This window comes from Acinetobacter sp. P1(2023) (assembly GCF_028367635.1).
GTDB classification, from domain to species: domain Bacteria; phylum Pseudomonadota; class Gammaproteobacteria; order Pseudomonadales; family Moraxellaceae; genus Acinetobacter; species Acinetobacter pittii_E.
The window spans coordinates 1-15,362 of the sequence record NZ_JAQNDD010000011.1 but is presented as its reverse complement, the minus strand read 5'-3'; the positions used below and the strand labels follow the sequence as shown (position 1 = coordinate 15,362).

13 protein-coding genes and 1 pseudogene are annotated in these 15,362 nt (G+C 40.6%); 7 read left to right on the top strand and 7 right to left on the bottom strand.

Annotated elements, in window-relative coordinates; all coding sequences use genetic code 11:
* Positions 1-5: 5 nt before the first annotated feature.
* Both POD11_RS14890 and POD11_RS14885 read right to left on the bottom strand, forming a co-directional pair.
* On the bottom strand, positions 6-1,244 hold the full coding sequence (locus POD11_RS14890) for an NADH:flavin oxidoreductase/NADH oxidase family protein (RefSeq protein WP_262457708.1): 1,239 nt from the start codon (positions 1,242-1,244) through the stop codon (positions 6-8).
* Positions 1,245-1,404: 160 nt separating this feature from the next.
* Positions 1,405-2,235 (bottom strand): alpha/beta fold hydrolase, encoded by an 831-nt coding sequence (locus POD11_RS14885; RefSeq protein WP_004792098.1) that lies wholly within the window; start codon positions 2,233-2,235, stop codon positions 1,405-1,407.
* A gap of 330 nt (positions 2,236-2,565) precedes the next feature.
* Here POD11_RS14885 and POD11_RS14880 point away from each other — a divergent pair, with 330 nt between their 5' ends.
* Positions 2,566-3,462: an acetoacetate decarboxylase gene (locus tag POD11_RS14880; protein ID WP_262457707.1), complete on the top strand. Its 897-nt coding sequence runs from the start codon at positions 2,566-2,568 to the stop codon at positions 3,460-3,462.
* Between the two features lie 52 nt (positions 3,463-3,514).
* On the opposite strand, the gene POD11_RS14875 is transcribed toward POD11_RS14880, so the two are convergent.
* From POD11_RS14875 to abaQ, 3 genes are read right to left on the bottom strand one after another with little or no spacing between them, the layout of a single operon-like run.
* A complete protein-coding gene (locus POD11_RS14875; protein ID WP_262457706.1) occupies positions 3,515-5,089 on the bottom strand; it encodes an aldehyde dehydrogenase (NADP(+)) in 1,575 nt (524 codons plus the stop codon).
* 10 nt (positions 5,090-5,099) lie between these two features.
* Entirely contained in the window at positions 5,100-6,098 is a 999-nt protein-coding gene (araD1, locus tag POD11_RS14870; RefSeq protein ID WP_031948462.1) for an AraD1 family protein, read from the bottom strand.
* A 10-nt stretch (positions 6,099-6,108) separates the two neighbouring features.
* On the bottom strand, positions 6,109-7,413 hold the full coding sequence (abaQ, locus tag POD11_RS14865; RefSeq protein ID WP_262457705.1) for a multidrug efflux MFS transporter AbaQ: 1,305 nt from the start codon (positions 7,411-7,413) through the stop codon (positions 6,109-6,111).
* Between the two features lie 169 nt (positions 7,414-7,582).
* Between abaQ and POD11_RS14860 the strand changes: the two genes are divergently transcribed.
* Together POD11_RS14860 and POD11_RS14855 are read left to right on the top strand one after the other, a co-directional pair.
* Positions 7,583-9,316 carry an IlvD/Edd family dehydratase gene (locus POD11_RS14860; protein ID WP_061875033.1) on the top strand — a complete coding sequence of 578 codons (1,734 nt, stop codon included), beginning with the start codon at positions 7,583-7,585 and terminating at the stop codon, positions 9,314-9,316.
* Between the two features lie 83 nt (positions 9,317-9,399).
* Positions 9,400-10,116: a FadR/GntR family transcriptional regulator gene (locus POD11_RS14855; protein ID WP_002113901.1), complete on the top strand. Its 717-nt coding sequence runs from the start codon at positions 9,400-9,402 to the stop codon at positions 10,114-10,116.
* A 68-nt stretch (positions 10,117-10,184) separates the two neighbouring features.
* Here the strand turns inward: POD11_RS14855 and POD11_RS14850 are convergent, their stop codons facing one another.
* Together POD11_RS14850 and POD11_RS14845 are read right to left on the bottom strand one after the other, a co-directional pair.
* Entirely contained in the window at positions 10,185-10,979 is a 795-nt protein-coding gene (locus tag POD11_RS14850; protein ID WP_262457704.1) for a TorF family putative porin, read from the bottom strand.
* Positions 10,980-11,060: 81 nt separating this feature from the next.
* Positions 11,061-11,975: a LysR family transcriptional regulator gene (locus POD11_RS14845; RefSeq protein WP_224992007.1), complete on the bottom strand. Its 915-nt coding sequence runs from the start codon at positions 11,973-11,975 to the stop codon at positions 11,061-11,063.
* A gap of 100 nt (positions 11,976-12,075) precedes the next feature.
* Between POD11_RS14845 and POD11_RS14840 the strand changes: the two genes are divergently transcribed.
* From POD11_RS14840 to POD11_RS14825, 4 genes and pseudogenes are all read left to right on the top strand, one after another.
* Positions 12,076-13,182 (top strand): muconate/chloromuconate family cycloisomerase, encoded by a 1,107-nt coding sequence (locus tag POD11_RS14840; protein WP_262457703.1) that lies wholly within the window; start codon positions 12,076-12,078, stop codon positions 13,180-13,182.
* Positions 13,183-13,205: 23 nt separating this feature from the next.
* Entirely contained in the window at positions 13,206-13,496 is a 291-nt protein-coding gene (gene catC / locus POD11_RS14835) for a muconolactone Delta-isomerase (RefSeq protein WP_000897236.1), read from the top strand.
* A 161-nt stretch (positions 13,497-13,657) separates the two neighbouring features.
* Positions 13,658-14,577: pseudogene (gene catA, locus POD11_RS14830) on the top strand (catechol 1,2-dioxygenase).
* 135 nt (positions 14,578-14,712) lie between these two features.
* The coding region (locus POD11_RS14825; protein ID WP_262457701.1) for a 3-oxoacid CoA-transferase subunit A at positions 14,713-15,362 on the top strand (650 nt) is incomplete at its 3' end.

Below are 15,362 nucleotides of genomic sequence, written 5' to 3'. Positions count from 1 at the left end.
TTTTATTAAGAAGCAAATGAATAATCACGCATACCTTTTTTGTATTGGCGGGTACGGCATGACATCGCTGATTGTTGCAAAATTAAAGCCCAAGCTGGTGAAACATTTGGTTTTGTTTTTTTGCCAGAACTTAAATTACGTAACTGGAATTTGACCACAGCCATATTCGCAAGTGAAGCGAGTGTTTTATTCTTCCAAGTAATTTGTTTTAGCTCTGGTGTGACATTGTGGCCTTGTTTCCAAGCATTTGGCAAATTAGGTTCAATTGCTAGTGCTGTGGCAATACCGACCATATCTACACCACTTTCAACCACTTGCTCTGCTATCTGCTTACGGCGTATGCCACCTGTCACCATAACAGGCATTTTGGCAACTTTTCGAATTTCTTGTGCAAACTCTAAAAAGTAAGCTTCACGGGCAAGTGTTCGGCCATCACGTGCTTGGCCCTGCATTGCTGGCGCTTCGTAACTACCGCCTGAAAGCTCCACCAAATCGACTGCATGCTCATTTAACATTTTAACCACTTGTTGAGCATCTTCAGCGCTAAATCCACCACGTTGGAAATCCGCTGAATTTAGTTTTACCGCCACAGTAAATTCAGGCGAAACCACTTTACGAACTGCATCCACAATTTCAATTAAGATACGAGCGCGATTTTCTAAGGAACCACCCCATTGATCTTGGCGTTTATTACTCAGTGGAGAAAGAAACTGGCTTAATAAATAACCATGCGCTGCATGAATTTCTACACCAGTAAATCCTGCTTTTTCACCTAACCGCGCAGTGTTTGCAAAACGCTGAATCACCTCTGCAATCATAGATTCAGTCATTTCGATGGGCGTATTAAAACGGTCTGACATTTTTCCTAAATCTAAAGCAACAGCAGAAGGTGCCCATGTTTGTTGCCCTAAATTTGACTGCATTTGACGACCGGGATGGTTAATTTGAAGCCAAACCTGAGCGCCTTTTGAACGGCCAATTTGTGCCCATTTTTTGAAAGTATCTAGATGCTTTTCATCTTCCAGCACGACACCGCCCGGTCCAGTCATTGCGCGGCGATCTACCATTACATTTCCGGTAATGATTAAACCTACACCACCATTTGCCCAAGCCTGATATAGACGCATCAATTCTTCTGATGGTGCGTGGTTTAAATCAGCCATGTTTTCTTCCATTGCCGCTTTAGCAATACGGTTAGGAACATATGAGCCATTTGGGAATACTAATTTTTCGAAAACTTTCATTGGAATGACCTCATTCAGTATGGCTTTACTTTAAGATTAAAGCTAACTTTAATGTCAATACCTTTTAGTATTTCTAAATTTAATATTTTGAATTTATTAATTTTTATATAAAAAAAGAGGCTCTCATTAGGCCTCTTTTTTGAAGTTTAAACGCTTTTAATTATTCGCGAATAAAAGCCAACAAGTCAGCATTAATTACTTCATGGTTAACGGTTAACATGCCATGAGAAAAACCTGGATAGATTTTGAGTTGGCTATTTTGAAGTAACTCAGCAGATTTCACGCCAGAAGTTTTATAAGGCACGATCTGATCATCGTCACCATGCAACACCAAAACAGGAACCGTGATTTTCTTTAAATCTTCAGTAAAGTCGGTTTGTGAGAATGCCACGATACCGTCGTAATGTGCTTTTGCACTGCCTGTCATGCCTTGGCGCCACCAGTTAGAAATGATGCCTTCAGATGGCTTCGCATCAGGTCGGTTAAAACCATAGAATGGACCTGATGGAAGGTCACGGAAAAATTGCGCACGGTTTGTGAGAACTTGATTTTGCAGGTCATCAAAAACTTCTTTTGGTAAACCTTCAGGATTATTTTCTGTTTTAACCATCAATGGTGGAACCGCACTAACAAGTACAGCTTTCGCAACATTTTCTTCACCATGACGCGCAATATAATGAGCTACTTCACCACCACCCGTTGAATGACCAATATGAATTGCATTTTTAATGTTCAGGTGTTTAACCACTTCTGCAACATCATCTGCATAGTGGTCCATATCATGACCATCCCACACTTGACTTGAACGCCCGTGCCCACGTCTGTCATGAGCAACTACACGGAAACCTTCTTTAAGGAAAAAAAGCAATTGTGTGTCCCAATCATCTGAACTTAAAGGCCAACCATGATGAAAAAATAAAACTTGGGCATCGCGTGGTCCCCAGTCCTTATAAAAAATTTCTACGCCGTCTTTTGTCGTTACATATCCCATCTTTGTTCTCCTGCTGAAAACTGTTTATAGATTCGTTATAAAAGTTTGAATATTTATACTAAGCTTAAAGTTAACTTTAAGGTCAATCATCTTAAATCATATTTTAAAAATAAAATTTATATGAAGACTCTAATCAACTTTGTATCTTTTTAATCTTGAATTGTTTTTATTTTATTTCTTTTAAATGTCAAAGATTTGACATATCAAAAATTAAAGCCTTGACCTTAAAGTTAGCTTTAATCTTATAGTGCCCATATTGGCTATTAATTAACATGTCTGGATATGGACAACAGTAGCTACTCGGTCATTAAATATTAAAGGTGAACTCTCATGAATATAAAACAACAGTTTACTGAGGTTGAGTTTGGGCAACAAAAAGTCAAAGTACCCAAAGATGGTTATTATGACCGTTTTAGAATGAACCCTGATCTAAACGAAGTCGCTCAAGACCCTGCTGCGGGCAACATCGATTTTTTCCGCCATATTCCTAAAAAAATTGTAGAGTCACGTGTAGGTCCTGTCTGGGCACCTAACTTTTATTATCGTAGTGCAAATGTACAGCTTTTAATGCTTGCTCCAATTAAGTTCATTAAGGCAAAAATTCCTGCGACTTTAACTCCACTACAACCATTTCCGGGTTATGGGTTGGTCGCTGTTACGTTCTTTACCTATTCAGTTTGTGATAACGACCCTTATAACGAAGTGTCGATTGCGATTGTTGTACGTCAACCTAATGCTCATGGTCCACATATTGCAGAGTTGATGAAATCGATGCGTCAACGTCATTTTTATGCGCATGTTTTAGCTTTACCTGTCGATACAGAAATTGCCAGAGTTCGTGGTGTATATGGTTACCAACTTCCAAAATGGCTGACTAAAATTGACGTCAACATTAGTTCAAAAGAGGTTCAAGCTAAAATTTTCGATGTTAATGGAAAATTAGATTTAAGCTTGAAAACCTTAGTACCGGCTTTAAAACATGTCGCTTCTGAAACACATATCAACAAAGCCACTATGTTACATGTTGTTGATGGGAAATGGCATCAAACAGAAGTTCAATCCAATATTCTTTCTTTCGCTCAAAAACTTTTCCCAAAGAATGTTCAACTCGAGAGAAATGAAGGACCTTTAACTACATTGCTAAATGAGCTAGGTGCCTCAAGAATTCTCCGCTTAGATGTTATTGACGATGCTCAGGTCGTGCTTAATTTGCCTACTCCGCTATAGATTTATTATTCAGAATATAAAAAGAGACCAACTCGTAGTCTCTTTTTTATTTTTAGATCGCTGCTCTGGTCACCTCACCATTGACCATTCTTAAAATCTGCAATGGATTGCTGTCTTTTAAGGCTTCCGGCAATAAACTTTGCGGATAATTCTGGTAACAGACTGGGCGTAAATAACGGTCAATGGCCAAAGTTCCAACAGAGGTGCCTCGGGCATCTGAGGTTGCTGGGTATGGCCCGCCGTGCACCATGGCATCACACACCTCAACACCCGTTGGATAACCATTGATGAGTAAACGGCCTGCTTTTTCTTCTAGCACAGGAACCACATCTGCAAATTCAGTTAAGTCTGCTTCATCGGCAATTAAAGTTGCTGTCAGCTGTCCATTCATGCTTTGTAGCGCTTGAAGGAGCTGGGCTTTATCTTCAACCTCAATGATGACAGTCGCTGGCCCAAAGATTTCTTCTTGCAGAAGCTGATCACCTGCCAATAATAGCTCAACATCAGCTTTAAATAGTTGTGGCTGTGCCTGATTGCCTTGCTGGGTTTGACCCGCCAAGTGTTTAATACCTTGATGCTCGGTTAAATGCTCAAGACCCGCGGTATAGCTCTTTAAGGTTCCGGCATTCAGCATAGTCTGTGCAGGTTTGCCACCCATAATGTCAGTTAGGTTACGAATGAGCTGACTAAACTCGGCTGATTTAATACCTAAAATTAAACCCGGATTGGTACAGAACTGACCACAGCCTAAAACAACTGAGTCGGCCAAGTCCTGTGCAATTTTATCACCACGGTTTTTCAAGGCTTCCGGCAACATCAGCATCGGGTTAATACTGCTCATTTCAGCAAAGACTGGAATCGGTTGTGGACGGGCTGCGGCCATGTCACATAAAGCACGTCCACCACGTAGTGAACCTGTAAATCCCACTGCTTGTATTAAAGGATGCTTCACCAGTGGTTCACCCACACCATTACCATAGATCATGTTAAATACACCTTTAGGCATATTTGATTTTTCTACGGCGCGTTCAATTGCCTGAGCCACAAAATCTGCTGTCGCCATATGACCACTATGCGCTTTCACCACTACAGAGCAGCCTGCGGCGAGTGCCGAAGCGGTGTCGCCACCCGCAGTTGAAAAAGCGAGTGGAAAGTTGCTTGCCCCAAAGACTGCCACTGGGCCAACACCAATTTTAATCTGGCGTAGATCTGGGCGAGGTAAAGGCTGACGCTCAGGCAAAGCTGTATCAATACGGGCACCTAAGAAATCACCACGACGCAACACTTTAGCGAACAGGCGCATTTGTCCACTGGTACGGCCACGTTCACCTTGTAAACGGGCAAGTGGCAAAGCGGTTTCTTGCGAAATAGTCTCTAGAAAATCGGTGCCCAAGGCATCGAGTTCATCAGCAATGTTTTCTAAAAAGGTAGCACGCTGTTCAGGTGAAGTATGACGGTAAGTTTTAAAGGCTTGGCTAGCTGCTTCACAGGCCTGATTAATTTCCTGTTCGGTTGCATGGTGAAACTCATAAGGCAAAGCTTCACCAGTTGTTGCATTCACACTTTTCAATAAAGTTGTACTTTGTGCGCTACGTGAACCGCCAATAAAGTTGTGTCCAATGACCATTTTGAATTCCTTAAAGTGTGATAACTGAACCGATCGGTAGCTCTGCTTGTGTATGAGCAAGTTTGTTTTTAAGAGGAAGACCGAATTCTTTCATTTCGATTTCAAACTCATCGTTGACTTGTGCCTGGATACCATCGGCAAAAGATAAAGTGGCTGTACCGAAGTAATGAATATGAACATCCCCTGCTTTTAAGAATTGTTGATACTTAAAGTGGTGATATTCCAGATTTGCCAAGCTATGGCACATATTGTCCTCACCCGACAAAAACTCTTTTTCCCAAATAATTTGTCCATCACGGCGCAAGCGGCTGGTTCCCACTAAATGTTTTGGTAATTCGCCTGTTCGTAAAGCTGGACCAAAACTACAAAAACGTAATTTTGAATGGGCCAGATATAAATAATTACGGCGCTCCATTACATGGTCAGAATATTCATTACCCAGTGCAAAACCAATTCGGTAAGGCTTTAAGTCTTCTCCAATCACATATAGACCTGCGATTTCAGGTTCTTCGCCGCCGTCTTCAGCAAATGGAGGTAAAGGTAACTCCGCTCCCGGTCTCACCACAATTGAACCATCACCTTTATAAAACCATTCTGGCTGCGCACCGATCTGACCTTCTGGTGGACGGCCCTTTTGTAGCCCCCATTGAAATATCCGCATGGTGTCGGTCACTGAGCTGTCATCGCTTAAATTTTGCTGATGCATTTTGTCGCGTGCTGATGCAGAACCTAAATGAGTTAAACCTGTACCGGAAACTAAACAATGCGTTGGATCTGGATGGTCTAAAGGTGGCAGTACCTTTAAATCTGCTAATAAAGATGAATAATCATAGGTCTCTGATTCAAACCCTAATGTCTCAACTTGTTGCTCTAATGAAACTTTATTGCGGATTGCCAAAAGTGCTAAATCACGAACCGATTGAATATTTTTAACCGGATATGCCATGTTGCCTTCTACTTTGGCAACGGCACGTTGATTTGCACGATTTTCAAATTGAATAATTTGCATGTTTTATTCCTTACAAAGGCTTTTGAATATTCACTGTTTGAGTTTTTTGACGTTCGAGCTTGGCATAGACGATGTAAGTCAAAATCAAACCAAAAAGCATGACGATAGATAAGAAATACAAGCCTGCTGCCATATTTCCTGTGTATTCTTTTAAAAGTCCGATGCCAAACGGCCCAACATAGCCACCTAAATTTCCGACAGAATTGATTAAGGCAATGCCAGCCGCTGCACTTGCACCTGTTAAGAAACGGCCAGGTAATGTCCAAAACACAGCAGTTGATGAAAATAGGCAGAACGCAACCACAGCCAAAGCAGCCAACTGCATGACTGGAGAACTGAGCCAAGCACTTAAAAACATTGCACAAGCGCCTAGTGCGTAGAGAAAACTTAAATGTCCATAGCGATCATTTAGACGATCGGTACTACGTGGAATAATTAATAATCCAATAATTCCAAAAACGTAGGGAATGCTAGATAAGAAGCCAATTTGAAGATCAGTACCGCCTCCAAATTGCTTGATAATAGAAGGCAACCAGAGATTTAAACCGTAAATACTTAAAGTCACTGGTAGGTAATACAATGCTAATAAAAGTACGCGTTTGTCTTTTAAAGCATGTAGAGGATTGGCATGTCGGGTTTGATCATATTCGGCTTCATCTTTAACAAGTTCATTTTTAAGCCATTGTTTTTGTTCAATGCTTAACCATTTCACTTTATCAATATTATCTGGTAACCACAGGAATGTTGGTAGAGCCAATAAAACCGCAGGTAAGCCGACTGCAATGAATAACCATTGCCAACCATGTAAGTTTGCAATGCCATCCATTCCAAGTAATAGACCAGCTAAAGGCCCAGCAATCATCATGGCAATGGGTTGTGAAAGCACAAACATTCCCATAATTTTTCCGCGATGACGTACGGGATACCACTGAGTGATGAGGTATAAAACACCCGGGAAAAACCCTGCCTCCGCTACACCAAGTAAAAACCGTAAGAGATAAAAGCTTTTCGGCCCTTCAATGAGCGCCATAGCCATGGTGATTAAACCCCATGTCAATAAAATGCGGGTAAACCATTTACGGGCACCAAATTTGTCTAAAAGCAAATTACTTGGAACTTCAAAAAGAAAATATCCAATAAAAAATAAGCCTGCTCCTAGACCATAGGCTGCATCACCAATTCCGACGTCGGCACCCATATGCAAATGAGCGAACCCAACAGCGGCACGATCAATGTAGGCCACCAGATATAGTATGACTAATGCAGGTATCAGCTTAAACGTGACCGTCCGTATTACATCCTTTTCGAAATCCATGTTCGACTCCATTTCCTATTATTTACTTATAGAGCATCTTGCTCGTAAATTATCCTTTCAATTTAAAATATAGTAATACTATTTAAATTTCAAACCTTTTAAAAATAAAATTTATAGTGTATTTTTAATTTAATTAGTTCTAATAGTAATACTATATAAGGAAATTTGTATGAATAACAAACAAGTTCTTCGTTCGGCTGCCTGGTTTGGTACAACGGATAAAAATGGCTTTATGTATCGTAGTTGGATGAAGAACCAAGGAATTCCAGATCATGAGTTTCAAGGCAAACCGATTATTGGGATTTGTAATACGTGGTCTGAACTCACACCATGCAATGCCCATTTTCGAAAAATTGCAGAACATGTAAAAAAAGGGATTTTAGAAGCTGGCGGCTACCCTGTTGAGTTTCCTGTGTTTTCAAATGGTGAGTCGAATTTACGTCCTACTGCCATGTTTACACGTAACTTAGCCAGTATGGATGTTGAGGAAGCTATTCGTGGTAACCCTATTGACGGTGTGGTGTTACTAACAGGTTGTGACAAAACTACACCTGCATTATTAATGGGTGCAGCAAGCTGTGATATTCCTGCCATTGTAGTAACTGGTGGGCCCATGCTGAATGGTAAACACAAAGGTAAAGATATTGGTGCTGGTACCATCGTTTGGCAAATGCATGAAGAGTTAAAAGCAGGCAAAATCGATTTAAATGAATTTCTTTCTGCCGAATCTGGTATGTCACGCTCAGCGGGTACATGTAATACCATGGGCACTGCTTCTACCATGGCGTGTATGGCAGAAGCTTTAGGCACTTCTTTACCACACAATGCAGCCATTCCAGCAGTAGATTCTCGTCGTTATGTGCTAGCTCATCTTTCTGGCATGCGTATTGTTGATATGGTTCATGAAGATTTACGTCTTTCTAAAATCTTAACCAAAGAAGCTTTCGAAAATGCCATTAAAGTCAATGCCGCTATTGGTGGTTCAACCAATGCCGTGATTCATTTAAAGGCAATTGCTGGACGTATTGGAGTTGATTTACAACTTGATGACTGGAACCGTGTCGGCCGAGGCATGCCAACGATTGTTGACTTGCAGCCTTCTGGTCGTTTTCTCATGGAAGAGTTCTATTATAGCGGTGGCTTACCGGCCGTAATCCGTCGTATGGGCGAAGCCAATCTTTTACCACATCCACACGCTTTAACCGTAAATGGTCAAGGCATTTGGGAAAATTGCCAACAGTCACCTATTTATAACGATGAAGTGATTCGGAAAATAGATAATCCAATTCGACAAGATGGCGGCATGTGTATTTTACGCGGTAATTTAGCGCCTAAAGGTGCGGTGCTTAAACCTTCTGCTGCAACACCAGAACTGATGAAACACCGCGGTCGTGCAGTCGTATTTGAAAACTTTGATGATTATAAAACCCGCATTAATGATCCAGATCTAGATGTCGATGAAACTTGTATTTTAGTCATGAAAAATGCAGGCCCTAAAGGCTATCCGGGCATGGCAGAAGTTGGAAATATGGGGTTGCCACCAAAGATTTTAGCCAAAGGCATTACGGACATGGTTCGTATTTCCGATGCACGGATGAGCGGTACAGCGTATGGCACCGTGGTTTTACATGTTGCCCCTGAAGCTATGGCTGGCGGGCCTTTAGCCGTAGTTCAAAATGGTGACTTCATTGAGCTTGATGCCTATGAAGGGAAACTTCATCTGGAAGTGAGTGATGAAGAACTTAAGCAACGTCTTGAGAATTTGGCACCTCCAGCACCGCCAAGTTTTATTGGCGGCTACCGCAAACTCTATGTAGAACATGTTTTACAAGCAGACGAAGGTTGTGATTTTGATTTCTTGGTCGGTTGCCGAGGCTCAGAAGTTCCACGTCATTCCCATTAATATTTATTCTTGAAAAAGATGATCTTGTTAAAACACAAGGTCATCTATACCATAGGATATTCAACATGTCGTAATAGTGAAATATGAGTAAAGCTGACTATAAAAATCCTATTCCAAGCAAAAGCCAACATGCATTAATTGTTCAACAATTGGGATTAAAAATTGTTTCTGGAGAAATCTCAGAAAATGAAAAGCTCCCAAGTGAAGTTGATTTATGTGAGGAATATAAAGTCAGCCGTCCCGTCTTTCGCGAAGCAATCCGTGTTTTAAACGCTAAAGGCTTAACTTACTCAAGACCCAAAATTGGAACTGTAGTAAGACCTAAAGAAGAATGGCATTTACTCGACCCGGATGTACTGTTTTGGTTGATTCAAACCACGCCTGAACACGAATTTTTTAAAACACTTTCTACCGTACGACGCGTTTTAGAACCTGAGCTTGCTTATATTGCGGCAAGTACGGCAAACGAAGAAGATATTGAACGCATTAAACATGCCTATGATGGGATGGAAAAAGCGACAACAGTTGAAGAATTTATAGAGCCAGATATTCAATTTCACTTAGCAATTGCTAAAGCAACGCATAATGACTTGCTGGCTTATATGTCAAAAATGCTGGTCTTACCTTTACAGCAATCGATTCAAGTCACCAGTCTACGTCCAAATTTACAAGGCCATTCGTTACCGAGACATAAAGCGATTTTAACCGCAATTGAAAATAAAGATCCGCTTTCTGCTCGCCATGCTTCACTTGTTCAGCTGGATGACACCAAAATGGCTTACGATTTAATTAAAAAATAATTTTTATATATTCATTACTTAAAGCCTGATAATTTAAAATAAAATTATCAGGCTTTTTTATTTATTAATTAGAACACTTTTTTAACTGAGACAGTAAATGTCGAATCAATCGGGTTTGAAATGGGTGCATCGGGTTCACCATTACTATACTTCTTATAGAACCCATCTTTATCCCAAGCTTTGGTATAGGCTAAGCCAGTAGTCCAGCCATCACCTAAATCTTTAATCAGCTCGACTTTCATATCTTGGAAATTAGCTTCCGAGAAATTTTTAATCTTTTCATAGCCATAGTGAGCACCAAAAGTCCAAGACTCATTAATAGGCTGAGTAAAAGTCAGATCTAAATAAGTTGTTCCTCGTGAACGTTTACCTGCTGGGCCACCCATCGTATCGGAGTTATAGCCTGCATAATCTGGGGTATAGGTAATATAATATTTAAGAGTCAAAGGTCCATAACCAATTTGAGGTACAATTTCGCCATAGTTATAACTGGTACTCCCCGTTTCAGGCGTGCTTTCAGCTCCCGGATAGTAGTAATAAAAAACCGTCATTCCGGCCGAAAACTTATCGAAAGTTTTGATATAACCTGTATAGAAATCCCACTCAACTGAAGCATCTCTAAGATAGTTAGAACTTACATTCGATGCCCAAGTTCCCACAAATAATCCATTTGGATTGGTATAATCAAGACCTATTTGTAATGCCGGCTTGCCCCAAGTTTGTTGAAAACCACGTGATATATATTGACTTGCGAAGGTGACATTAGCACTGTATGGAGAAATTTTTTCTTGTTCATTTAATTGTTCAGCATGTACAACACCGGTAGATATAATGAGAGAAGCTATCCCTAAAATTTTTCTCATTCAATAATTCCTTTTAAATATTACCTATAATCTTAAAGTTTAAAAATAACATGATAATTCAATTTAAAACGTATTAAAAAGTTATAAATTTAAATTTCTAGACACTTCTTCTTGGCTATAGATCTCTTCAATGCAGTCTAAGATTTTAGGAATGTAAGAACTTTGGTCCATATTACGCATAGATAGAGAAATAGGACTATAAGCTTCTAAGTCCAAGATATTTAAATAAGTTAGATTCTTCATTCCAATATCGCAGGCACTTTCGGGAATAATACAAATACCCTCTCCAGATGCCACTAAGCCAAGTGCCATATGAATTTCGCGGACTTCAGTAAATTTGGCAGGAACAAGACCTAATTTGGTAAACAAAGCTTGAATAGTGGTCGAAAAATTCGGCTTAGGTGTAGTTGGATAAGAAAAAATCGTCTCATTGATAATTTGAGATAAATAAATTCCCGATTCTTGGAACTCACTTAAAGGATGTTTTTTATGAATCGCGAGTTTTAATTTTTCTTTGCGAAGTAAAAGTCTTTTAATAGCAGGATCACTAATCGGCAATCGACCAAAACCTAAATCAATTTTTCCTAACTTTAAAGCTTCGACCTGATCTCGTGTACCACATTCAATAAGCTCGACATGAATGTCAGGATTTTTTTGTCTAAATAGATAAATGACCTGCGGTAATCGCCCATAAAGAAGCGAACTCACATAGCCAACTTTAACGACATTCTCGACCAGCTTCATTTTTTTAGCCATCGAAGCAGCTTGAGCCGTATGCGTTAAAATCTGAACAGCATGTTGGTAAAAAAACAACCCTGCCTCTGTCACTTTTAATGGACGTGAGCCTTTCACAAACAAATCAATACCTAATTCTTCTTCTAGTTTTTTAATTTGTCGTGTGAGTGGTGGCTGGGCAATAAAAAGCTTCTCAGCCGCTTTTGTGAGACTTTGTTCTTCCACAACGGTAACAAAATAACGTAGATGTCTTAATTCCATTAATATACCTTTTTAGTATCTTAAAATACCGTTCTATATCTATTTTAGGCTATTACATTCTTCTATGGTATGTAAACAAGTTCGTAATAGTTGAAACTTCATGTATAGAACCATAGAAACCATACTTGTGGATATTCCAACTATCCGTCCTCACCAGCTGTCTGTGACTACAATGCGTACCCAGACTTTGGTGCTCGTTAAAATTACGACCACGGATGGTATTGTCGGTTGGGGTGAAGCGACCACCATTGGTGGACTGAACTATGGTGAAGAAAGTCCTGAAAGTGTCAAAGCCAATATTGATACTTACTTTGCACCATTACTCGCATCAGTTAAAGATTTAAATGTTGCACAAACACTAAAACTGATTCGTAAGAATATTAATGGTAACCGTTTTGCGAAATGTGCCATTCAGACTGCCCTACTTGATATTCAAGCAAAACGACTAGGCGTACCGTTAAGTGAAGTTTTAGGTGGCCGTCTGCGTGACAGTCTACCTGTACTTTGGACGCTCGCATCTGGCGACACAGAAAAAGATATTGCTGAAGCTCGCAAAATGATTGAGCTAAAACGTCATAACACGTTCAAACTCAAAATCGGCTCACGTCCTTTGCAACACGATGTTGATCATGTGATTGCAATTAAAAAAGCATTAGGTACAGATATTAGTGTACGTGTTGATGTAAATCGTGCATGGTCAGAGTTGGAATGTATTCAAGGTATTCAACAGCTACAAGATGGCGGAATTGATTTAATTGAACAGCCTTGCGCTATTCAAAATACTGAAGCACTTGCTCGTTTAACGCGTCGTTTTGATGTCGCAATTATGGCAGATGAAGCTTTAACTGGCCCTGACAGCGCATATCGTATTGCAAAAAGTCATGGTGCAGATGTATTTGCGGTGAAGATTGAACAATCAGGTGGTCTGATCGAAGCATGTGAAGTTGCCAAGATTGCAGGTTTGGCTGGAATCGATCTTTATGGCGGTACCATGCTTGAAGGCCCTGTAGGTAGCATGGCTTCTGCTCATGCGTTTGCAACCTTTGAAACACTAGCGTTTGGTACTGAATTATTTGGTCCATTATTACTTACCGAAGAAATTTTGAAAGAACCACTACGCTACGAAAACTTTGAATTGCACTTGCCAACAGCTCCAGGCTTAGGCATTGAAATTGATGAAGATAAAGTTGAAAAGTTACGTCGTTAAGGCAACAGGATAAGGAGTTTCCCATGTTATTTCATGTACGTATGGATGTGCATATTCCACTTGATATGCCAGCCGACAAAGCGAATGAAATTAAGGCTGTTGAAAAAGCCTATTCGCAAGACTTACAGCGTCAAGGTAAATGGCGCCACATCTGGCGTATTACAGGCCAATACTCAAACATCAGTATTTTTGATGTTGAGAGCAATGAAGAGTTGCACAACATTTTACAGGGATTACCACTTTATCCTTACATGAACATCGAAGTGATGGCACTTAATCGCCACCCTTCTTCTGTTCGTGATGATGATTCGTAATCTAAGAAAATAGTTTGAGTGTGCCGTCTGAAGCACACTCAAAAATTGAATACACTGATTCAAAAGGTAACAAGGAACGTGGCAGGCACTATTCGCTAGCAAAATAAAATGCCCGCAGCTCTGTCACCTAAAACCGTATTGCATACTTAAGGAGTTTTAGTATGAACCGTCAACAAATTGATGCGCTTGTAAAACAAATGAATGTCGACACTGCAAAAGGCGAAGTTGATGCACGTGTCCAACAAATTGTAGTGCGCCTTCTCGGGGATTTATTTCAAGCCATCGAAGATTTAGACATCCAACCTTCAGAAGTATGGAAAGGTTTGGAATATTTTACCGATGCTGGTCAAGCAAACGAACTTGGACTTTTAGCAGCTGGCTTAGGTCTAGAGCACTATCTTGATTTACGTGCAGATGAAGCGGATGCAAAAGCTGGTGTTACGGGTGGCACACCTCGTACCATCGAAGGTCCACTTTACGTAGCAGGTGCGCCTGAATCGGTTGGTTTTGCACGTATGGATGATGGTACTGAAACAGGCAAAATCGATACCTTAATTATTGAAGGTACGGTAACCGATACTGAGGTAATATCATTGAAAATGCTAAAGTTGAAGTATGGCATGCCAACAGTTTAGGCAACTACTCATTCTTTGATAAGTCTCAATCTGACTTCAACTTACGCCGTAGTATTTTGACTGATGCCGATGGTAAGTATGTGGCATTAACCACTATGCCAGTAGGCTATGGTTGCCCGCCAGAAGGTACAACTCAAGCCCTTCTTAACAAATTAGGCCGCCATGGTAACCGTCCATCTCATGTTCACTACTTCGTTTCTGCACCGGGTTACCGCAAGCTTACAACTCAATTCAACATTGAGGGTGATGAGTACTTATGGGACGACTTTGCTTTCGCAACCCGTGACGGTTTAGTGGCAACAGCAGTTGATGTGACTGACCCAGCTGAAATCCAACGCCGTGGTTTAGATCACGCCTTCAAACACATCACATTTAACATCGAACTTGTTAAAGATGTCGCTGCTGCTCCTTCAACTGAAGTTGAACGTCGTCGCGCTAGCGCTTAATTGAAAGTATATGTGAGTTAAAAGTTCGCTTTTGACTCACAAAACTTAGTCCATTTATTACTACCATTAAGAATTTAAATAAATTTTTAGCGGTAGTAATAACATCACGTTACCTCATGCTCTAGGGTTTCTCACATGATTGACAAAAGTAAGTCCTCACTAAGCGAGGCACTATCTCAGATTAAAGATGGTGCAACCATTCTGATTGGCGGTTTTGGTACCGCAGGACAACCCGCTGAACTCATTGACGGACTAATTGAACTGGGTGTTAAAGATTTAACTATTGTCAGCAACAATGCCGGTAACGGTGATTACGGTCTAGCGAAACTGCTTAAAGCCGGTTCAGTTAAAAAAGTGATTTGTTCTTTCCCACGTCAGGCAGACTCTTATGTATTTGATGAACTGTACCGTGCCGGAAAGGTTGAGCTTGAAGTAGTTCCACAAGGCAATCTGGCTTGCCGTATTCAGGCCGCAGGTATGGGACTTGGTGCTGTGTTTACCCCAACAGGCTTTGGAACACTTTTAGCTGAAGGTAAAGAAACCCGTGAGATTGATGGGAAAGATTACGTGCTTGAATATCCAATTAAGGCTGACTTTGCCTTGATTAAAGCTTACAAGGGCGACCGCTGGGGCAATCTGGTTTACCGTAAATCTGCACGTAACTTTGGCCCGATCATGGCCATGGCTGCTGATGTCACTATTGCTCAGGTTTCTGAGGTGGTTGAGCTAGGTGGATTAGACCCGGAACACATCATCACCCCAGGTATCTTTGTACAGCACGTTGT